Source organism: Paenibacillus sp. Mc5Re-14 (assembly GCF_001049835.1).
In the GTDB taxonomy this organism is placed as follows: domain Bacteria; phylum Bacillota; class Bacilli; order Paenibacillales; family Paenibacillaceae; genus Paenibacillus; species Paenibacillus polymyxa_C.
In genome coordinates this window covers 4,714,341-4,734,735 of sequence record NZ_CVPD01000001.1, presented here as the reverse complement: position 1 = coordinate 4,734,735, position 20,395 = coordinate 4,714,341, and the positions used below count along the sequence as shown (strand labels likewise).

The following is a 20,395-nucleotide window of genomic DNA, read 5'->3' as shown; positions in this document are numbered from 1 at the left end:
CGGCATCTATACCATTGATGAAAAATGTCCATTTAGCATGTGATGGGTCTATTACACTGCATCGTCCTTGAAGGCGACACCTTCCACTTTTACGTTCACTTCCACGACCCGCAATCCCGTCATACTTTCGACGGCTTCTCGCACATTTTGCTGAAGAATTCGGGACACCTCATGAATAGGTGTTTCGTAGAGCACGATAATACGTAGATCAATGGCAGCTTCCAGTTGTCCAACCTCCACTGATACGCCCTTTTGTACATTTTTACCGCTCAGCCTTTTGGCCCAGCCTTCCGATAAGCCGCCTGACATTGCAGCAATGCCTGGTGTCTCTAATGCGGCCATCCCGGCAATTTTTCCTACGACATCGTTGGAAATCTTGATGTTTCCTGCTTCCAGTTGTTGAATTTGCTCTGCCATGACCTATGTCCCCCTTCATCCATCCTTTATTTGTATTGTAAAGCCTCAGCCACTCCAAATGCAAACCTTACGTATAAAAACATCGTTCGTTTACAACCTATATCATTTTGGGTATATTAATTTAGAAAATCCATACAAGTGACAGTATTCACCAAACTTGTACACAACTATTGATATCGAGGTGCTCTTCATTGAAAAAATGGTTATCTCCCGCTTTGCTCCTAGCGACATTTGCTCTTAGTGCAGTCGCTCATTACACACATTGGAATGCCATAGCCCAATTTGTTATTTGTGCGATTTCTGTTGTATTCGTAGCCGGTTTTCTCGGTAGAGCGACTGAAAGTGTTGCTCATTATGCTGGTCAACGTTTAGGTGGATTCTTAAATGCCACCTTTGGTAACGCAGCCGAACTGATCATCGCCATTTTTCTCGTCAAAGAAGGTCTTTACGATATGGTAAAGGCCAGTCTTACCGGTTCGATCATCGGCAATCTGCTGCTGGTGCTCGGAGCGAGTCTGTTTGCTGGCGGTTTGAAATATAAAGTACAAAATTTCAATATATCGCTGGCTGGATTAAGTGGCTCCCTGATGATTGTGGCTGTTATTGCCTTGTTCGTTCCAGCTGTCTTTCTGAACACGCATGTGATCACGGATAGCGAGTCAGATACACTCAGTCTTATCGTTGCAGGCACGCTTATTGTCGCGTATATTGCTTGGCTTATTTTTTCTATGATTACGCATAAGGACTATTTAGCTGACGTGACCGAACAAAAAGATGAAGAATTGCCGCATGAGCATGCCCCTGTATGGTCTAGAAATAAATCCATTGCCTATTTGGTACTCGCTACCGTTATGGTCGCTTTTGTCAGCGAATGGCTGGTAGGTACACTGGAAGTATTTACGACTCAATTTGGACTCAGCGAATTGTTCGTGGGTGCATTTCTTGTCGCTATTATTGGTAATGCGGCCGAACATAGCGCTGCCATTTTACTGGCTATGAAGAACAAAATCGGTGCATCTGTTGAAATTGCTGTCGGCAGCAGTTTGCAAATTGCCCTATTCGTTGCCCCTGTGCTGATTTTTGTCAGTTACTTTATGGGAAACACGATGAATATTGTTTTCACAACCATTGAATTGGTAGCCATTGCCGTCGCTGTATTTATCGCCAAATCCATCACCCAGGACGGATCAACCAACTGGTATGAGGGACTTATGCTGCTGGTAGTGTATGTATTGTTAGGTGTATCCTTCTTTCTTGTGTAGCTTCCAAAGTTTTAATTTAAAATGTTAATTTAAATTGTAGTGACTGCTTCGCATTTCATTTAAACATCTGATCACTATTGCCCTTGAATTTTTAAGACAATATAATCCTGTAAGCTGTTAAAATTCAAGGGCAAAGGTGAACGCTAAAAAGCAACCTCTCATCCTCTTTTTAAAAAATGGCATCAAAAAAAGCATGCTCTCAAACTTCGCATGCTCTCATCAATTCAACCGTCTTCCTAATTAGCCTTATTATTCATGGCCTCATATAGAATAGCCAGATTGCGTTCCAGCTCACTGACCAGCTGTTTACCTACCATTTCCGGAAGAAGTCCGGCGCGAACCGCAAAATCCACTTCCTTGGAAAATCCGTACATCTGAGTATCCAGCACTTCCTCATAGAGAGGGCAATAACGGGTTGCCAGATTCTCCATCTGTACTTCAATAAGCTTCTTTATTTTATCTGCATCTTCCTGAAGCAGATTAATGGCCTTGATATTCAATTGTTCCTGCAAATCAGATGAAGTCATGGATTCTTCCCCCCTATGTCTCAATGTCGCACAAGACGTCCTAACCTTAATATTAGACCAAATTGCAGGCTAATACAAGAACCTGACAAAAAAAGCATCCCTACAGTTACAGGTAGGGATGCTCAGGCTGTCGAGAAAGTCTCGACAGCCTATTTTATGTTTATTTTGTTTAAGACGGCACCGCGTTAATGTTGTATAATATAGGTGACTATTGTAGAACGGATGGTGTTGATATGCTACGTTCCAACCGCGAAAAACAACAATCCTACGAATTTGTTTCCATCGAAGATCTGGTTCCTCAAGATCACTTGCTCCGCAAAGTAGATAAGTATATCGATTTTTCGTTTATCGATGATAAAGTTCGACCACTGTATTGTACAGACAACGGGCGTCCTGCCATTGATCCTACCGTGTTGTTTAAAATGATCTTCCTCGGTTATTTCTACGGCATTCGATCGGAACGACAACTCGAGCGAGAAATTCAGACGAACCTGGCTTATCGCTGGTTCCTGGGGCTGGGCTTAACGGATAAGGTTCCGGACCACACCACCATAAGCTGGAATCGTCGCACCCGCTTTAAAAACACCACGATCTTTCAAGATATCTTCGATGAAATTGTGCTGCAGGCGATCTCTCACCGAATGGTGAGCGGACGTGTTCTCGTCACCGATTCCACACACGTCAAAGCCAATGCTAACAGACACCAGTACACCAAAGAACAAGTATTACAGAATACCAAAGACTATATGGACGAGCTGAACGAAGCGGTGAAAGAGGACCGGAAAAACCACGGAAAAAAGCCTTAAAATCCCGAGAGGAAGTGAACGAAGAGAAAGAGATTAAAGTAAGCAAAACAGACCCAGACAGCGGCTATATGATCCGTGATGGCAAGCCCGAAGGCTTCTTTTATCTGGACCACCGTACGGTGGATACGAAGTACAATGTGATTACGGACGTGCATGTGACACCGGGGAATGTACATGATTCCGTCCCCTATTTGTTCCGTTTGGATCGCCAAAGAGAACGTTTTGGTTTTCAAGTAGAAGCTGTTGCACTAGATTCAGGTTATTTAACGACGCCGATTTGCCGAGGTTTGCAAAACCGAAAGATTTTTGCCGTGATTGCTCACCGAAGATTCCATCCCAGACAAGGACTGTTTCCGAAATGGAAGTTTGAATACGATGCCAAACGCAATGTGTATAGATGCCCAGCCCAACAGGAACTGCCCTACCGAACGACGGACCGAAAGGGATACAGACAGTACGCGTCCGATCCAGCTCAGTGCCAGCACTGCCCGTTACTGAGCCAGTGTACCCAGTCTCAGAATCACCGTAAAGTGGTGACTCGCCATGTCTGGGAAGACAGCAAAGAATGGGTACGGAATAACCGGCTGAGCCCATCTGGAAAACGGCTGTACCGCAAACGAAAAGAGACGATTGAGCGAAGCTTCGCGGATGCTAAAGAGCTCCATGGGTTTCGCTATTGCCGTTTGCGCGGACTTCCGAACGTCAGGGAACAAGCCCTCATGACGGCAGCCGTGCAGAACATGAAGAAGATGGCGATTCACCTGGATCGCCTGGCGAAACAGGGGTAATCCCCCGTTTTCCCCAGGTGCCAGACCCATTATTATGTAAAGAAAAAGAAACCCTCGTCTCCAAAGACAGGGTTTCTCGACAATCTGAGCATCCCTACAGTTACAGGTAGGGATGCTTTTGCTTCCTCAATAAGTTAGGTGGCTACTGAAATGTGCAGCCCGTGCTTCTGGAACACCTCAATAATCGCTTTTTGGGCTTCCTCGGCGTCAGGCCCGTGAACATGTAGCTCATAACTGTGACTGCTGACCAAGGTCGTAAACAAGCCCAGTATACTTTTCACATCAATATACTTATTTTCGGAATGAAGGACGATGGAAGAAGTGAATTTGCTCGCCGTCTGTGCAATTTCAACAACCGCCGCATTATTGTTGGACATAGTGAGATCCCTCGCTTTACTGGATTTTCATATATCAATGCTCATTCATTATGATACATTGAAATCGCTTTCTCAGCAAGAACAGATATCGTTATTTCAAGTTTTCAGGATTTAACGGCTCCAGCTCAGGCAGCACAAAAATACCGTCCTTACGGATTAAAACATCATCAAAATAAATTTCACCGCCACCATATTCCGGACGCTGAATCAATACCAAATCCCAATGAATCGAAGAACGGTTACCGTTATCCGCCGTTTCATAAGCTTGACCTGGTGTAAAATGCAAGCTACCAGCAATCTTCTCGTCAAACAGAATATCCTTCATTGGGTGTAAAATGTGTGGGTTAAACCCAATGGCAAACTCGCCAATATAGCGTGCTCCCTCATCGGAATCGAGAATATCATTTAACCGCTTGGTATCGTTGCTTGTCGCTTCCACGATTTTACCATTTTCAAAACGGAATTTAACATTCTCAAAGGTAATTCCATTATACAGGGTTTGTGCATTATAGCTAATGGTTCCGTTAACTGAATCACGTACAGGCGCGCTATATACTTCGCCATCCGGAATATTGCATTGACCCGAACACTTAATGGCTCCGATTTGCTTGATAGAGAAGCTCAGATCAGTACCTGGACCGCTGATCCGTACTTTGTCTGTCCGGTTCATCAGGTCTGCCAATGCATCTTGAGCCTTGTCCATTTTCGCGTAATCCAGGTTACATACATCGAAATAAAAATCTTCGAATGCTTCAGTGCTAATATTGGCCAATTGAGCCATGCTGTCATTCGGATAACGCAGCACTACCCATTTGGTGTGTTTCACTCGTTGTTCGCTATGTACCGCATGCTGATAAATGGAATTATACATTTTCATTTTATCTTCCGGTACATCTGACAGATCATTTACATTTTCGCCTGCACGAATTCCGATGTAACAGTGCATTTGTTTCATCCGGTTGAGGTCAATTTCAGCCCAAGTTTCCAGCATTTCCTTTGTCGCATTACGAAGCATAGCGCTCTGCACCTTACGATCTGTAAGCTGAACAAAAACATTTCCGCCTTTTTTACCAACTTCATGAATGATGGCGTTAAGCAAGTCACGCTCTGTACCAATCATTTCAATCAATACATTTTCTCCAGGCTGCACTTCAACAGAATAACCTACCAGATTTTCCGCCAGCTTAAGTATTCTAGGATCTTTCATGTAGTGTCTCTCCTTCTTTATTTCGCTCTTTTTGAACAACGGTTAATTCAAATTCCATTGTATCATGCCCGCTCCGTTACTTGTAGTCCTCAAAAGCAACCCTGGTTATCAGAGCCTCTTGGTGCAGCTCTTCATTCGCAACCTGTCGGGAAACTCGGCATTCCGATGACAGCTTTAAGGGCAAACCCGTTTGGCGATCTATAGTTAAATGGTACACAGTCCGCACATCGGAGTGCTCCAGCTGGTTGTTCATATCCTCACAACTTTCCTTCCATACTTGGCTTAGCTTTTGTTGCAGCTCTTGGTTCGTTTCTGTTTGCTGCGTTTTTAAAATCCTGATTTGAGGATTTAACGTATTCATTTCTTCCATTAAACGTTCTTTCAACCAACGCTTTGCCGAGGCAGGTTCTGGTTCAATCCTCACCACCCAAGTTCCCCGGGCAGCTCCCTTTTCCATACGAATGCTCTTATTCAGTGTGTTTAATTCCTCAAGCTCCTGAATCGGATTGAAGCGATTTAACATGCCATTTTGAACCATAGAAGTATCCCCAGATGTCAGCGCAATCCATTTTCCATTTTGACGAAGAAACCGTTCATGTGTAACACCAGGCTCAAACTTATCTTCTTTCAGTGCTACATAGTCGCCTTGCTTACGCAAAGCCTCTGCAGATCCCCAGTGCATGATCAGTTCATCGTGATTTTTTAGCTTCCCGCGATATTCAAACTGTTTAGTCGTAGGCAGGCCGTCAGTTCTGATTCTAGTCTGTCCGATAAACGTTATCCTCTCTCTGCCAGCCATTCCTGCAACAGCTCTTCTAAAAATCTGCTCAGGAGTATATTGCCGATCCAGTGCACAACCGCTTAACACACATATAATCAGAAACACACAGCCCCGCATTACCCATTGCTTTCTCCAATGCATACCATCATCCGTCCTATCCTAAACATGACTATAAATCATGATAAAAATTCTGTTTCAGAACATCCAGGTTATAGCTATGCTTAGGATTACCTGTCTACAATCGGTTATGCAAAACAAAAAGAGAACATTCCTTAAGGAATATTCTCTACATATCGCCTACATGATCAATAACTATACGATTACGTCCTTCATTTTTCGCTTCATACAAGGCCATATCAGCCCTATAAAATAAAGATTCGATGCTGATTTGCTCGTCCAGCCAGTTCCATTCGGCAATCCCGCAAGAAACAGTCACCTGAGGATTAGTTTCATGCTGCACACGGCTACGTATTTTTTCTGCATATCCCAGTGCCTGTTGAACCCCCAGCTGCGGCAAATAAATGGCAAGCTCCTCTCCGCCCCATCTGGCACATACATCCTCATCACGAGTCGCCGAGCGAACAATATTGCTGACGCTTTTCAGAATTTCGTCACCCGTCTGGTGCCCATACGTATCATTCACCTGCTTGAATTGATCAATATCAACCAAAATAAGAGAGCCACAGAAATCCTTTTCCTGATGCTCCTGAATAATTCGGTCTACATAATGACGTACATATAAACCTGTTAACATGTCCATATTAGCCAGACGCCGCACCTCGGCATGTAGCATAGCATTGGTTACGGCCAGTCCGATATGAGGAGCTAGCATTTGCAGCATCTTGTAATTATCGTAAGAAAAAAAATGTGGAAGCTTGCTCGACAATAATATAACCCCTCTAGGAGTCCCCCTGTTCTTCATAGGCACAGCCATCAAAGACTGAGAGTCCGTCGTATCCATAAACCGAGAGGATATCTTCCCATCCTTTCTATAGTCAGACACAATCACGGGTTCTCCCGTTTTGCATATCAGTCCAGCAAATCCACCTTCACGAGGGTAACTCTCCAGCTTTAAACTTTCCACATTGCTTGACATCACCCTAAAACAACTTCCCTCCTGATCCAGCTGCACAATACAACAAAAGTCGGCCATGAACATTTTTAATAATTCCTGCACGGCAAACTCAAATATTTCATTTAATTTCAGGCTCTGATTCAAACGCTGAACCAACTCATTAATGAGCCGTAATTCATGAATAAGTACATTCGATTGCTCCAGCAGCTTCGCATTTTCAAATGCGGTGCCAGCTGTATCTGCCATCATCGCAATCAGCTCTACGTCCACTTTTTCCATACTATCCGCACCTGCCGGAAGAATCATATGGAAAACACCATATACGCCCTGTTTGCCACGTAACGGGATACCGATTTCAGTTATTTCATCTTGTGGACCGGCAGGCTCATTCACAGCCATTTGCCCTTTCATAAATGCACGGACACATACATCCTCGTCCCGTTCATGTAGCAACAAAGGCTTGACCTGAGGATTTCGACTGTGCCGATCCTGACTCATATACAACGTGATATCCACATGGGGAAACAAATAGGCGATACTTCCAAATACTTCATCCAGCACGCCTTCCACATCAATCTTGTCATGCATCCGTTTTACAATCTGAAATAAAATAGAGCGGCGTCTGCCTTCACGTTCACTCCGATTCTGCATCCCTAGGATATCTTCCATAAATATATACTCAAACTTCGAGTAAAAGCAGGATCTAAAATGCAAAGAAGCCACTAACAATGCGTCCTGATTCGAGACAAAATGTTGAGCAGGCCGTGTAAAACGAAGAGCGGCGAAAGGCTCTCTCTTGTAATTGCGGCATAGTATGGGAACCATGTATACAAATGCAAGGCTCCCATCTCGAAGTTTACGCTGGCTCACTTCCATCTCTCTAGATATGCAACAACGCTCGACCAACTCTAAATCCTCGTCATCATCCTCTTCCCTACCAGCAACCCGAACACCTGTAAAATTAAAGACAGCAGTATACTCTTCACTGATCCAGGATATACCATTGCTCTGCTGTAACCAATACCGATATCCTTGGACGAGAAGCTGATTAATATAGGGGTAATCATAGGGTGTCATATCCATGTTCTGGAGCCAGGCAAAAGACGTATATCCTTTATCATCAAACAGCGGAGCACCGCTAGCCTGCACTGTTTTACTGTCAAGCGTTTGCTGATCCGTTGTTGAAAATTCCGACATATTAAGGCGCTCCTTCACAGCAAAATTAGCTGTACCAAGACAGCGGCTATACACCACTATAGCTCATAATATGATCTATTTTACTCTCAACTTTAGAAATTTGCATCCATTTTTCAGAAATTCGTCCCACCTTTTTAGTTCTTAAGCCCTATCGACAAATTTTGACGTTTTCATTCTTTTTCTCTACTTGACATTGACCCACTATAACATATAATATATATTATTGAAAAAGACTGTACGGCAGAACTATCTACTGTGCGGATCTTAAATTTTGGGCGTAACAGTTTGTGTCACCCTCATCTTATTTGTTGCTGACAGGACAGCGGCTGAACTTTTCTGTCAGTAGTGCGTCTCACCTTCTAGGTAGCGCCGAACAAATTGGAGCGCAAAGAGAGCCCCAACTCAAATTTTAATTATGAAGGAGTTAACTCTATAATGGCACGTTACACTGGTCCTAAATTTAAATTGAGCCGTCGTCTCGGTATTTCCCTGAGCGGCACAGGTAAAGAATTGAAACGCCCTTTCCCTCCGGGACAACATGGTGCAAACCAACGGAGAAAAATCAGTAACTACGGTATGCAGCTTCAAGAAAAACAAAAGCTGCGCCACATGTACGGTTTGGGTGAAAAACAATTCCGTACCCTGTTCAACAAAGCTCAACACATGCACGGTATCGCTGGTGAAAACTTTATGTTCTTGCTGGAAAGCCGCCTGGACAACCTTGTATTCCGTCTTGGCTTTGCTAATTCCCGTGCAGGCGCACGTCAATTGGTAGCTCATGGTCACGTTACTGTGAACGGTAAAAAAGTTGACATCGCTTCTTACCAAGTAAGCCCTGGCGACGTGATCGGTCTTCGTGAAAGAAGTCGTTCCCTGTCTTCCATCAAAGAAGCTTTGGAAAACCGTAACCACTTGGTAGCTTACCTGGAGTACAATGACGCAGCTCTGGAAGGTAAATACATTCGTTTGCCTGAGCGTGCTGAATTGTCCCAAGATATCGATGAAAAACAAATCGTCGAGTTCTACAACCGCTAATCCTTGCATTAGCACCAAAAAGCACCCGAATTCATTCGGGTGCTTTTTATATTCCCCACATATTAAGCCTGAGATTTTTATTCAATGGGGATGTACACTTTCATATTCAAATGTTCAGGATAGGAATTCATCACGTCCGTAATTTCAAAATCAGGCCCCTCCCTCCGTTCAAAATTAGAATTAGGAAGCCATGTGCCATAGATAAAATTTCGTATATTCTGAACTCGTCCATTTGAACCTGAAGCGTCAAACTCAGCATACTTGCCTGCTGGAATCTCCATATATATGAAACCCTCTGCCAGTTCTTTTGATTCTTTTTCAACTTCCTCACCCACCACAAATGAAAATGCACCGTTATCTTCAAATCGACAGGCAATCCCATATGACATTCCCGGAGCGATTTTATTCGGAATACACATAAAATATTCATGTGCGCCAAAGTGTTCATAAAATCCTGGGATTTCTTTATAGTGCTGCTCATTATTCAGATTTGTTTTATATTCATATCCTACAATTTTGGTCGTTTCGAGTTGCAATATCACAGGCTTGTTCACCTCTAATTCCTCCGTTGCGTTTTTTTGGTAATCCAGAAAATTGATTTTGCTTTGACCAGAAAGCTCAATATCACAGTTACGATATTTCCCAGGGGTGATCCCAAAACTTTTTTCAAATGCGCGAGTAAAAGCTTCTTGCGAGTTGTACTGATACTCAATAGCAATGTCCAATACCTTTAGATTGGATTGCTTTAGCCGTTTAGCCGCCTCGGACAATCTTCTCCTTCTTATATATTGTTGAACTGTAAAACCCGAAATGGCCTGAAAAACCCGCTGGAAATGAAATGCTGAAAAGTATGCCTGTGAAGCAACCTCGGCAATTTTTAAATCCTCCCGGAGATTCAATTCAATAAACTCAATCGCACACTGAATTCGTTTAAAGTAGTCCATATAATCCTTCCCCGCACTTGTAATTTATCTAGCCTACATCCACATTGGGTAACCCACGTATTCATTATGTATAACTCTTTACCTACTTGTTTGATTATTTGTGCTAAGTTTACCACGGCTTTTCATTTGGCAGAAATAAAAAAAAGCAGCACTGAGATGTAAAATCAATCTCAACGCTGCTAGTGAATGTATTTTAATTATCCGAGCTTGATTTTAGCAAATTTCCGTTTACCTACCTGTACAATGTCGCCTTCTTGCGGCTTGTATGCTTCGTTCACATCGGTCCACTTCTCTTCATTAATTTTAACCGAACCCTGCTGAATACTACGCTTGGCCTCACCGTTAGATGCTGCAAAGCCTAGATGAGTCAGCAACTGGATCACACGAATGCCGCCTTCTTCTAGCTGATCTGCTGTCAAGGTGAATTCTTCAATATCATCAGGAAGCGCGCGTTGTTGGAATACGGTCACAAAATGCTGCTTGGCTGCTTCCGCCGCTTCTTCACCGTGGTACATGCGGACTAATGTTCCGGCCAGTTTCATTTTGGCATCACGTGGATGCACAGAACCCTCCTTAACACCTTTCGCCAGCTCTGCCAGCTCCTCATTGGTAATATCCGTTGCAAGCTCAAAATATTTCAGCATCAGCTCGTCAGGAACGGACATTGATTTACCGTAAATTTCGTTTGGCTCCTCATCCACACCAATGTAGTTCCCCAAACTTTTGCTCATCTTCTGAACGCCATCAAGACCCTCAAGCAGTGGTAATGTAATAGTTGCCTGCGGCTCCACTCCGTATTCTTTTTGCAGCGTTCTACCCATCAGCAGATTAAACTTCTGATCTGTACCACCCAATTCTATATCACTTTGGAGAGCCACAGAATCCATGCCCTGCATCAGCGGGTAAAAGAACTCATGGATGCTGATCGGCAGGCCGTTTTGGTATCTTTTTGTAAAATCATCCCGCTCCAACATACGGGCAACCGTTACTTTAGCAGACAGGGTTACCACATCCGCAAAAGACATCGGGCCTAACCATTCAGAATTGTAGTATACCTTTGTCTTTTCAGGATCGAGAATCTTAAAAATTTGTTCCTTGTATGTTTGTGCATTGCGCTGTACATCTTCCTCAGTCAGTTGCTTGCGGGTCTCCGATTTACCTGTCGGATCACCAATTCTGCCTGTAAAATCTCCGATAATCAGTTGCACTTGATGACCTAATTCCTGGAACTGACGCAGTTTGTGCATAACAACCGTATGTCCGATGTGAATGTCGGGCGCAGACGGATCCAGACCCAGCTTAATTTTGAGTGGCTCGCCGCTAACAACCGATTTAACAACCTTACGCTTCAGCTCATCCTCAGGTACAATTTCCGCTACTCCACGACGTATCACTTCTAGTTGTCGTTCTACCTCTGCCTGTTGCTCAGGCTTCAATTCTTCCCACTTCATCCTGAATCCCTCCTATTTTTCATCCAAAAATTACTATTTTAACAAACCAAAAAGCCCCTTTCATCCCAAGGGACGAGAAGGAGCTGCTCGCGTTACCACCCTAATTAAAGAAACGTATGCAAAAGCAAACGTTTCTTTCACTTCATTCCTATAACGGGTCTACACCCGGTACCGGATTACTATGATGAGCTTCGCAAACCTGCAAAAGCCTTCCATTCATCCAGACAGCTCCAGACGGTAATTCAAAGGAGGGACGCTACCGATTCACACCACCCATCGGCTCTCTGCACAACGTGATTCCGCCTTCTACTGAAGTCTTTCTCTGCTTTTCACGATATTTACTTTGACCTATTTATAACACACTGTTTTTATGTAGTCAACGACACCAAAAGACAGGCTTTTTAGCATATGGGTTCATTTTGTAATTTTATGCTATAATAATGGCTGTTATAAAGGAGGAAGACTTAATGGTTGAAGAAAAAAACAATGTATCAGAGCCAAAGCCTTCCCGCTTACGGAGAACCATGCGAAGGCTCGGCCGTGTCATAAAGTGGGTCGTCATCATCGGTTTTATGGGAGCACTATTCGCAGGAGGAACCGCCGCCGGCTATATTGCTTCTATTGTAAAAAACGAGCCCGTGCGTTCCAGATCTACGATTCTACAGGAAGTAGATAAAAATGCAATTACAGGCTTCGCTTATTTCAATGATGGCTCTCCCATCGGGCAGCTTCGGACCGAGGAAGATCGAAGACCTGTTACATTTAAGGAGATTCCTCAGCTCGTCATTGACGCAGTCATTGCTATTGAAGATAACCATTTTTACGAGCATAAAGGTGTCGATTTGTCGGGAACGCTGCGTGCTGTGAAGCAAAAGGCACTACATGAATCCGTACAAACTGGAGGGAGTACTCTTACCCAGCAGCTTGCACGTCGTGTCTTTTTAAATCTTGATCGTACGGATGACCGCAAGGTCAAAGAAATTTTACTATCTCTGCGCCTGGAGCGCTTCCTGAGTAAGCAGCAAATAATTACAGCCTATCTCAATAAGGTACCTTTCGGTAACGGATCAAGCGGTTACAACGTCTTTGGTATTAAAGCAGCGGCCAAAGGTATTTTTAATGAGAATGATTTGGGCAAGCTTAATGTAGCCCAAGCTGCCTATCTGGCAGGTTTGCCACAACTCCCTTCTTCTTATTCTGCTTACAACGGTAAAGGCGAATTTAATGAAGCTGGTTTTAAAAGAGCGATCAACCGCCAGCACCTGGTGCTCAGCCGAATGCTGGAGGAGAACAAAATCAATAAAGCACAATATGATGAAGCGATGGCTTTTGATATCAAAAAATCTCTCGCACCACGCACTGTTAAGGCTTATAACACCTATCCATATCTTATGATGGAAACAGAGCGGCAAGCTGCGCAGGCACTCATGTCTGTCACCAATCCGAGTCAAAAGGCTAATGCCAGTGCGGATACCAAAACCAAGGATGATAACGACTTGCTCAAAGAAGCCGAACAGCAGCTTCGCACAGGCGGCTATATGGTATATACCACCATTGATAAGAGCGTGTACAAATCTATGCGTCAAATTGCAGAAAATAAGGACAACTTCTCTGCTACTAGTAAAACCAAAGGTGACGAGCAAGCGGCAGCCATTCTGATTCAGCATAAAACCGGCGCCATTCTCGGTATGATGGAAGGTCGTGACTTCCAAAAAGAGCAAATGAACTACGCTACCCAGATGGTACGCCAGCCGGGTTCAGCCATGAAACCGATTGCTGCTTATCTGCCTGCTTTGGACAGCGGTCTTGTACAGCCTGGCACGATTGTGGATGATGCCCCTATTATTTTGAAGGATGGCAGTAATGGATATCACATCCCGAAAAATTCCAACAACCGCTACCAAGGATTAGTCACAGCGCGTTATGCACTGAATCAATCGCTAAATACGATAGCACTCAAGCTGTTTAACGAAAAGGTAGGGATCAATAAGGCGTGGGCTTTTGCTAAAAAACTGGGTATTACCACCTTGGAACCAAGCGATAACAACGCCCAAACCGGTGTACTCGGTGGCTTGGCCCACGGGGTAACCGTTGAGGAGCTCACCAATGCATATGGAGCCATCCCAAATGGCGGTGTGTTTAATGATGCCTACATGATCGAAAAGATCGTGGATTCGCAAGGCAATATTGTATACAAGCATCAGCCTAATCCCGTGCAAGCCTTCACACCACAAACTGCCTACCTGATGACGGATATGTTACGTACAGCCGTATCGGAAGGCACAGGCAAACTGGTGAGACGTAACTTTAATCAATCCGGCAAGATTCCGATTGCCGGTAAGACAGGCACTACGCAATCCTACACCGATGTGTGGTTCGAGGGCTTTACACCTGACGTCACGCTGGGAGTGTGGGTTGGATACAAGCAACCTGTCAATAAGCTTGAAACGAAAGCACAAAAAGAGCGGGCTCGTCGTCTATGGGCTCTAATCATGAATGAAGTAACGGCTAAAGATTCTCAGTTATTCCAAACGGATAGTTTCAAGAGACCTGACGGTATTGTAAGCCGGACAGCATCCGCTTATGGTTCAGATATTTATAACAGTAAATATTTACCCAAAAACAGTGAAAATGGCGTTACCCGTGCGAAATATATTACCTATCAGGGTGTAAATTACATTCCACGTGATGGTACGCCAGATGATATGTTGTATGAACGGACCGTTAGAAAACGGGAAAAGCCAATCTCAGAATTGATTAAAGAGCTTCAGCAAGCCTTTACAGTGATGAGACGGCATAATTCGTTGTCCTACTATCTGCCTCAAGATGCAGATAAAGAAGCTCCTACTCAGATTGATCCACGCAAGGACGATGGGGCAGCTCCTAACGCTCCATCTAGCGTCAGCGTAAGCTATAGCGACGGCAAGGCCATAATTAGCTTTAGCCCAAGCGGAAACAGTGATGTTGTAGGTTACCGTCTATATCGTTCTACAGATGGAGGCAGCTTCGAGCGGCTTGGCAAGGTTGTCATGGCTGATGGCTCCAAGGTATTCTCCGACAGCCCTGGTGGAAGCAGCGCAAGTTACTATGTGACCGCCGTTGATGTGGGAGGACATGAGTCTGGACCAAGCAGCAAAGCAGACACAGCACCTGTAGTGCCACCTGCGGATTCTGAGTCACCAGAAGTTCCGGGCGAGGGAGATGAAACAGGTGCGCAGCCTACAGAAGTTCCTACTGCTCCTGAACAGCCCCAAGCTAAAGCGGCAGGCACGTCCGTAGTGCTCCAATGGAGTGCAGGAAAGCCTGCGGACGCTATAACAGGCTATAACGTATATTACAGTGAAAGCGGTGCGGAGCCTTTTAAAAACATAGGCTCTACCGCAAACACCAACTTTGAGTATAAACCAGGCCGCAAGCCCAAAGGCTGGTTCCGTGTTACTTCCATGAATACCATGGGGGAATCGGCTCCTTCTGGAGCCGTTCGTCCATAGTTCAAGACAAAAACAAGAAGCAATATTTTGGGTGAGATGAATGAGTTCATCCTAATAAAAAAGGGAGTCTTCATAGCTATAATGGCTATGGAGACTCCCTTTTTAGTGCAAACATGCATCAATTCAATCCTCAATGGTAGACAGGTCACCTGTAGGAAGGTTAAGCTCCCAGGCTTTCAGCACACGTCTCATAATTTTGCCGGAACGGGTTTTGGGTAACTTTTCCTTAAATTCAATTTCACGCGGAGCAGCATGAGCAGACAGCCCTTCCTTGACGAAGCGGTAAATGTCCTGTTGTAACGCTTCCGACGCGGTATAGCCATCACGCAGGGCGACAAATGCTTTAATGATCTCTCCTCGAACAGTATCTGGTTTCCCAATGACTCCAGCTTCCGCTACAGCAGGATGCTCCAGAAGCTTGCTCTCAACCTCAAAAGGACCGATGCGCTCTCCGGAGGAGTTGATAACATCATCAATTCTTCCCTGAAACCAGAAGTATCCGTCCTCATCCATGTAAGCTGAATCACCGGATACATACCAACCGGGAAAGCGGAAATATTCCTGAAACTTATTTGGGTTGTTCCATATACGGTTCATCATGGATGGCCATGGTGTACGAATCGCCAAATGTCCCATCCTATTAGGAGGCAACACCTGGCCTCTGTCGTCCAAAATAGCAGCTTGAATACCTGGAAGTGGCTTTCCCATCGAACCTGGTTTAATCGGCAGCTCTGGGTAATTACAGATCAACTGGCCTCCTGTTTCCGTCATCCACCAAGTATCATGAATACGCTGTGTGTATACTTGCCACCCCCATCTCACTACCTCGGGATTCAGTGGCTCCCCAACGGATAATACATGCCGCAAGCTGCTGAGATCATAGTTGGAAACTACCTGCTCCCCTGCGCTCATCAACATCCGAAACGCCGTAGGAGCACTATACCAAATCGTCACTTCGTGACGTTCAATCGTACGGTACCAGTCCTCTGGGCTGAAACGGCCTCCACGGATGACATTTGTTGCTCCATTTAGCCAAGGAGCAAAAATGCCATATGACGTTCCCGTAACCCAGCCAGGGTCCGCAGTACACCAATATACATCATCTTCCCGCAGATCCAGCACCATTTTACCCGTATAGTAATGCTGAATCATTGCATTTTGTACATGATACACGCCTTTGGGCTTGCCCGTTGAGCCTGATGTATAGTGAATAATTAATCCATCTTCACGACTCAGCCATTCGGGCTCAAGCTCTTCTGAGGATGTGAGCATTTCCGTTTCGAAATCAATAATTCCCTGCTCCCGTTCGTCCATATCACCGACCACAAAAATATGACGCAACTCAGGAAGCTCCTCACGTTTTACCCGTGAAAGAAGCGCAGGTGTGGTTACTAATGCCACCGCCCCGCTATCCTCCAAGCGATCTTTAACCGCCGTTTCCATAAACGCCTCAAACAGTGGACCGACAACAGCGCCTACCTTTAAAACCCCAAGCATACTAATGACCAGTTCAGGTGAACGCGGCATGAATATAAACACCCGTTCCCCTTTACCAATACCGTATTTGCGCAGCACATTTCCGAACCTGTTCGAGCTGGCACGAAGCTGAGAAAAAGTGTAGGTTTCATGACGGTTTGCATCACAATACAAAAGTGCTGCTTTCTCACCCCGACCTTCCTCTACATGTCGATCAATCGCTTCATGTGCCATATTCACTTTGCCTGTTTCATACCACGTAAAATGACGTTCTACATCTTCCCACTGAAAGTTGTTGTAAGCTTGTTCATAAGAGCCCATGTTGGATGTGGGAACTACAGCCTGGAGTTCTTCAATCTTCATGCGTTCAGCCTCCTCACAATGGAATAATGAGAATTACACAGAACAAAATAGCGCTTACAAAATTAATGGTGCAAATGATTTCTTTTGATTTGTGGTTTGATTTAAAAGCACTTAATTGTGAACAATTCGTGTCTAAATCAGTATATCATAGGTAAGGATGTGACGACCATCCTTTTCATTTATTTGTTTTTTTGTTATAAGTAGGGGATATGAAGAGCTACTGATGGCAAACAAGGAGGTCGCACCCATGCAGCATTTAAAATTGTACCACTTGGACACGCTGGATCACAACGGACAAACCATCCATGTAGAAGGACCGGTATCCGCTGATCGATTGCGTTCATTTCAAATGCATACGCAATTGGATGCCTTTCGTAAACCAAAGGAGCAATTCGAGGCGCTGGTGGAAATTTCAGAACTGCCAGAAGGCAGAATTATCATTGCCCATGACGGAGAAACCCTTCTGGGATACGTTACTTTTCACTATCCTGATGAGATGGAACGCTGGTCGGAAGCTGGCATGAAGGATTTACTGGAACTCGGAGCTGTCGAGGTAGCCGATGACTATCGCGGACTGGGCCTAGGTAGCCGAATGATTCGGATTGCCTTTGAAGACGGACAGCTCGAATCCTATATTATTTTTACAACCGAATATTACTGGCACTGGGATTTAAAAGGCAGCGGTCTTTCCGTATGGGAATACCGCCGCATGATGGAACGCCTAATGAAAACCGTAAATATGGTATGGTACGCCACGGATGATCCTGAAATATGCTCACATCCTGCGAACTGTCTGATGGTACGAATGGGAGATGATGTGCCCCTCGAATCACGAGAACAGTTTGACCGCATCCGGTTTGTCCGAAGATTCATGTATTAAAAAAATTACACCCTTAATCCAAATGCTTGAGCATGAACTCCACAATACGGTGTGAACGATGTGAAGCTTCCACTGTAAACTCAGCATAATTCACGTGAGCCGATCCATCAGCCTTATCTGACATAGATCGTAGGACAACATAAGGCACAGCATTCATATGAGCTGTCTGAGCCACTGCGGCGCCTTCCATCTCGGTACAAGCACCGTCCATTTCTTGATGCAATGCTGTTACTATCTCACGGCTTGCGACAAATTGATCGCCGGAAAGTACTTTTCCGACAATATATCGATCTCCAAACGATTTGCAGGCTTGTTCAGCCAGACGGACAAGTTCGGGATCGGCCGCGAACTCTGAGGTGTCCTGATAAGGAATGACCCCTCTGGCATAACCCAAAGGCGTTACATCCATGTCATGTTGCATACATGTTGATGAAATGACAATATCCCCAATGTTTAAATCCGGGTGTACCGCCCCTGCCACTCCCGTGAATATAATTTGTTCTACGCCAAAATGATCAATCAGGATTTGTGTTGTTACCGCAGCATTGACTTTGCCCACACCGGACTTGCAGACAACCACCCTTTGCCCGTGAATCATTCCTGTAGTGTATGTGATTCCCGCCTTGGTCGTCTTACTTGCTTCCGTCATCGCCGAGAGCAGCAATTCAATTTCTTCATCCATAGCACCCATTAATCCATAAAGTCGGCTCATTACGCATCCCTCGTTTCTTAGTTTGATGATGATTTCACAAGAGAATATGTATCTACGAAAAAAGCTCCGTCAAAGGAGCTTTCATCGAAGATATATCCTATTCAGCACTGTCGCTAGTCTAAATAATTAACTGATAACCGTAAAATAGTTTCGTGCGGCAAAATAACGCGAGAGTTCTCCACGTTTTCCTTCTTCATCAGCTTGGTTAGCAAACGCATTGCTACCGCACCCAAATCGTACATTGGTTGTGCGACGGTTGTCAGCTGAGGACGAACCATGGAGGCCATGCGAATATTGTCAACACTGATGACCGAAAAATCATCAGGTACTTTCAATCCCTCATCCTGAATGCTATGAATCGCACCAATTGCCATTTCATCTGTAGCGGCAAAAATAGCACTTGGTTTCTTCTTCAGACCGAGGAAGTATTTCATGGCTTCAACACCGGATTCATAGCGGTAATTCCCGATTCGCACGAGATCTTCCTGATAATCAATTCCGGCTGTTTCCAATGCTCTCTTGTAACCTTGGAAACGTGCATAACCATTTGCAGGGTCTTGAAGCGTACCACTGATCATTGCGATTTGACGGTGTCCATGGCGGATCAATGTGTTAACCGCATCGAAAGCAGCGGCTTCATGGTCAATATCGACCGAAGGATAGCTACCTTTTTCATCACTCGTTGCACATAGAACAATAGGGACAGCAGCTGTGTGGAACGCTTGAATATGCTCGTCCGTTACTGTGCCGCCCATGAACAGAAGCCCGTCGACTTGCTTTTCAAGTAACGTATTGATAACACGGATCTCTTTTTCTTTCCGTTTGTCGGCATTACATAAAATGATGTTATAGTGATACATATTTGCAATATCCTCAATACCGCGCGCAATTTCTGCAAAAATTGAGTTCGATATATCCGGAATAACAACGCCAACAGTCGTTGTCTTCTTGCTGGCCAGACCTCTAGCTACCGCATTTGGGCGATATCCCAATTGTTCAATCGCTTCGTACACCTTCTTGCGAGTTTGAGGTTTTACATTAGGATTATTGTTAACTACGCGGGACACTGTCGCCATTGAGACCCCAGCTTCGCGAGCTACATCATAGATCGTTACCGTCACATTCCTTCTCTCCATTGCCAATAAATTTTCAACCGAATCCTAGATCAACTAATTAGAACCATGATACGACAAAATACTACTTTATGCAACGACAGCACTCATTCTATCTATGTGAGATGATCGTGGAGCGCACGGGCTGTAATATTCGAATGGGATGTATGCCAGACAGCCTCCCCGTCCTTGACTAAAATGGCTTGCGGCGATTCATGTTTCACCTGAAGCTTGTCCGAAGCCGCATTGGACACCGGCCGATCTTCTACTACATAAATGATACCGTATTCAATATTTTCGTCGGGAGCACCTTCCAAATAAGACTCCACTTCCTGGTATGCGCCTGCACTTATCGGACAACGTGTGCTGTGCTTAAAGAGGAGTAACGGTTTGTCTGATGACGCTTCCAGAGCCGTATTTAATTGTTGAATAGTAGTCATTTTCGTCATCGTCGCCATTGGATATACATTCCTTTCTGTGTCTTGTCGTATGGC

At 44.7% G+C, this 20,395-nt stretch carries 17 protein-coding genes and 1 other annotated feature; of the genes, 5 read left to right on the top strand and 12 right to left on the bottom strand.

Annotated features, from left to right (window positions below; all coding sequences use genetic code 11):
- Window positions 1-51: 51 nt before the first annotated feature.
- Window positions 52-417 carry an Asp23/Gls24 family envelope stress response protein gene (locus tag BN1546_RS21455; protein WP_013310912.1) on the bottom strand — a complete coding sequence of 122 codons (366 nt, stop codon included), beginning with the start codon at window positions 415-417 and terminating at the stop codon, window positions 52-54.
- A 191-nt stretch (window positions 418-608) separates the two neighbouring features.
- Between BN1546_RS21455 and cax the strand changes: the two genes are divergently transcribed.
- Window positions 609-1,679, top strand: a complete 1,071-nt coding sequence (gene cax, locus BN1546_RS21450; protein ID WP_025675467.1) for a calcium/proton exchanger — start codon at window positions 609-611, stop codon at window positions 1,677-1,679.
- A gap of 236 nt (window positions 1,680-1,915) precedes the next feature.
- On the opposite strand, the gene BN1546_RS21445 is transcribed toward cax, so the two are convergent.
- Window positions 1,916-2,206 carry an Fpa/YlaN family protein gene (locus BN1546_RS21445; RefSeq protein ID WP_007431028.1) on the bottom strand — a complete coding sequence of 97 codons (291 nt, stop codon included), beginning with the start codon at window positions 2,204-2,206 and terminating at the stop codon, window positions 1,916-1,918.
- Between the two features lie 233 nt (window positions 2,207-2,439).
- On the opposite strand from BN1546_RS21445, the gene BN1546_RS21440 reads away from it, so the two are divergent.
- A protein-coding gene (locus BN1546_RS21440) for an IS1182 family transposase (RefSeq protein ID WP_090737972.1) occupies window positions 2,440-3,800 on the top strand; the annotation gives its coding sequence in 2 pieces (ribosomal slippage) (window positions 2,440-3,007 and window positions 3,007-3,800; 1,362 coding nt in all).
- A gap of 134 nt (window positions 3,801-3,934) precedes the next feature.
- Here the strand turns inward: BN1546_RS21440 and BN1546_RS21435 are convergent.
- The 4 genes from BN1546_RS21435 to BN1546_RS21420 all read right to left on the bottom strand — a co-directional run bounded on the left by BN1546_RS21435 (window position 3,935) and on the right by BN1546_RS21420 (window position 8,437).
- Window positions 3,935-4,177 carry an HPr family phosphocarrier protein gene (locus tag BN1546_RS21435; protein ID WP_058829825.1) on the bottom strand — a complete coding sequence of 81 codons (243 nt, stop codon included), beginning with the start codon at window positions 4,175-4,177 and terminating at the stop codon, window positions 3,935-3,937.
- Between the two features lie 91 nt (window positions 4,178-4,268).
- Window positions 4,269-5,384, bottom strand: coding sequence for an aminopeptidase (locus BN1546_RS21430; protein WP_013371870.1), 1,116 nt, complete (start codon window positions 5,382-5,384; stop codon window positions 4,269-4,271).
- Between the two features lie 76 nt (window positions 5,385-5,460).
- The gene (locus tag BN1546_RS21425; protein WP_090738799.1) at window positions 5,461-6,282 is read right to left on the bottom strand and encodes a hypothetical protein; all 822 of its coding nucleotides are present in this window, start codon (window positions 6,280-6,282) and stop codon (window positions 5,461-5,463) included.
- Between the two features lie 169 nt (window positions 6,283-6,451).
- Window positions 6,452-8,437, bottom strand: coding sequence for a sensor domain-containing diguanylate cyclase (locus tag BN1546_RS21420; RefSeq protein WP_090738798.1), 1,986 nt, complete (start codon window positions 8,435-8,437; stop codon window positions 6,452-6,454).
- 435 nt (window positions 8,438-8,872) lie between these two features.
- Here BN1546_RS21420 and rpsD point away from each other — a divergent pair, with 435 nt between their 5' ends.
- Complete coding sequence (gene rpsD, locus BN1546_RS21415) at window positions 8,873-9,472, top strand: 30S ribosomal protein S4 (RefSeq protein WP_013371873.1); 600 nt, start codon at window positions 8,873-8,875, stop codon at window positions 9,470-9,472.
- Window positions 9,473-9,549: 77 nt separating this feature from the next.
- Here the strand turns inward: rpsD and BN1546_RS21410 are convergent, their stop codons facing one another.
- Together BN1546_RS21410 and tyrS are read right to left on the bottom strand one after the other, a co-directional pair.
- Window positions 9,550-10,416, bottom strand: a complete 867-nt coding sequence (locus BN1546_RS21410) for an AraC family transcriptional regulator (protein WP_090738797.1) — start codon at window positions 10,414-10,416, stop codon at window positions 9,550-9,552.
- 197 nt (window positions 10,417-10,613) lie between these two features.
- Window positions 10,614-11,867 carry a tyrosine--tRNA ligase gene (tyrS, locus tag BN1546_RS21405; RefSeq protein ID WP_013371875.1) on the bottom strand — a complete coding sequence of 418 codons (1,254 nt, stop codon included), beginning with the start codon at window positions 11,865-11,867 and terminating at the stop codon, window positions 10,614-10,616.
- Between the two features lie 65 nt (window positions 11,868-11,932).
- Window positions 11,933-12,199: a binding site (T-box leader), on the bottom strand.
- Window positions 12,200-12,334: 135 nt separating this feature from the next.
- Here tyrS and BN1546_RS21400 point away from each other — a divergent pair.
- The gene (locus BN1546_RS21400; protein ID WP_090738796.1) at window positions 12,335-15,358 is read left to right on the top strand and encodes a transglycosylase domain-containing protein; all 3,024 of its coding nucleotides are present in this window, start codon (window positions 12,335-12,337) and stop codon (window positions 15,356-15,358) included.
- A gap of 123 nt (window positions 15,359-15,481) precedes the next feature.
- Here the strand turns inward: BN1546_RS21400 and acsA are convergent, their stop codons facing one another.
- Window positions 15,482-17,197, bottom strand: coding sequence for an acetate--CoA ligase (gene acsA, locus BN1546_RS21395; protein WP_025675459.1), 1,716 nt, complete (start codon window positions 17,195-17,197; stop codon window positions 15,482-15,484).
- A gap of 247 nt (window positions 17,198-17,444) precedes the next feature.
- On the opposite strand from acsA, the gene BN1546_RS21390 reads away from it, so the two are divergent.
- On the top strand, window positions 17,445-18,077 hold the full coding sequence (locus BN1546_RS21390) for a GNAT family N-acetyltransferase (protein WP_064962872.1): 633 nt from the start codon (window positions 17,445-17,447) through the stop codon (window positions 18,075-18,077).
- A gap of 13 nt (window positions 18,078-18,090) precedes the next feature.
- Here the strand turns inward: BN1546_RS21390 and BN1546_RS21385 are convergent, their stop codons facing one another.
- The 3 genes from BN1546_RS21385 to ytxJ all read right to left on the bottom strand — a co-directional run bounded on the left by BN1546_RS21385 (window position 18,091) and on the right by ytxJ (window position 20,359).
- A complete protein-coding gene (locus BN1546_RS21385; RefSeq protein ID WP_013371880.1) occupies window positions 18,091-18,789 on the bottom strand; it encodes a 5'-methylthioadenosine/adenosylhomocysteine nucleosidase in 699 nt (232 codons plus the stop codon).
- A gap of 113 nt (window positions 18,790-18,902) precedes the next feature.
- Complete coding sequence (gene ccpA / locus BN1546_RS21380) at window positions 18,903-19,910, bottom strand: catabolite control protein A (RefSeq protein ID WP_013371881.1); 1,008 nt, start codon at window positions 19,908-19,910, stop codon at window positions 18,903-18,905.
- 107 nt (window positions 19,911-20,017) lie between these two features.
- On the bottom strand, window positions 20,018-20,359 hold the full coding sequence (gene ytxJ / locus BN1546_RS21375) for a bacillithiol system redox-active protein YtxJ (RefSeq protein WP_014600036.1): 342 nt from the start codon (window positions 20,357-20,359) through the stop codon (window positions 20,018-20,020).
- Window positions 20,360-20,395: the final 36 nt, after the last annotated feature.

Bases quoted from the DNA above. Each gene is read 5' to 3' on its own strand.
- BN1546_RS21410 (WP_090738797.1), bottom strand. From the start codon at position 10,416: ATGGACTACTTTAAACGAATTCAGTGTGCGATTGAGTTTATTGAATTG.
- BN1546_RS21385 (WP_013371880.1), bottom strand. From the start codon at position 18,789: ATGAGCCGACTTTATGGATTAATGGGTGCTATGGATGAAGAAATTGAA.
- acsA (WP_025675459.1), bottom strand. From the start codon at position 17,197: ATGAAGATTGAAGAACTCCAGGCTGTAGTTCCCACATCCAACATGGGC.
- tyrS (WP_013371875.1), bottom strand. From the start codon at position 11,867: ATGAAGTGGGAAGAATTGAAGCCTGAGCAACAGGCAGAGGTAGAACGA.
- BN1546_RS21400 (WP_090738796.1), top strand. From the start codon at position 12,335: ATGGTTGAAGAAAAAAACAATGTATCAGAGCCAAAGCCTTCCCGCTTA.
- BN1546_RS21425 (WP_090738799.1), bottom strand. From the start codon at position 6,282: ATGCGGGGCTGTGTGTTTCTGATTATATGTGTGTTAAGCGGTTGTGCA.
- rpsD (WP_013371873.1), top strand. From the start codon at position 8,873: ATGGCACGTTACACTGGTCCTAAATTTAAATTGAGCCGTCGTCTCGGT.
- BN1546_RS21435 (WP_058829825.1), bottom strand. From the start codon at position 4,177: ATGTCCAACAATAATGCGGCGGTTGTTGAAATTGCACAGACGGCGAGC.
- ytxJ (WP_014600036.1), bottom strand. From the start codon at position 20,359: ATGGCGACGATGACGAAAATGACTACTATTCAACAATTAAATACGGCT.
- BN1546_RS21430 (WP_013371870.1), bottom strand. From the start codon at position 5,384: ATGAAAGATCCTAGAATACTTAAGCTGGCGGAAAATCTGGTAGGTTAT.
- BN1546_RS21390 (WP_064962872.1), top strand. From the start codon at position 17,445: ATGCAGCATTTAAAATTGTACCACTTGGACACGCTGGATCACAACGGA.
- BN1546_RS21455 (WP_013310912.1), bottom strand. From the start codon at position 417: ATGGCAGAGCAAATTCAACAACTGGAAGCAGGAAACATCAAGATTTCC.
- BN1546_RS21420 (WP_090738798.1), bottom strand. From the start codon at position 8,437: ATGTCGGAATTTTCAACAACGGATCAGCAAACGCTTGACAGTAAAACA.
- BN1546_RS21445 (WP_007431028.1), bottom strand. From the start codon at position 2,206: ATGACTTCATCTGATTTGCAGGAACAATTGAATATCAAGGCCATTAAT.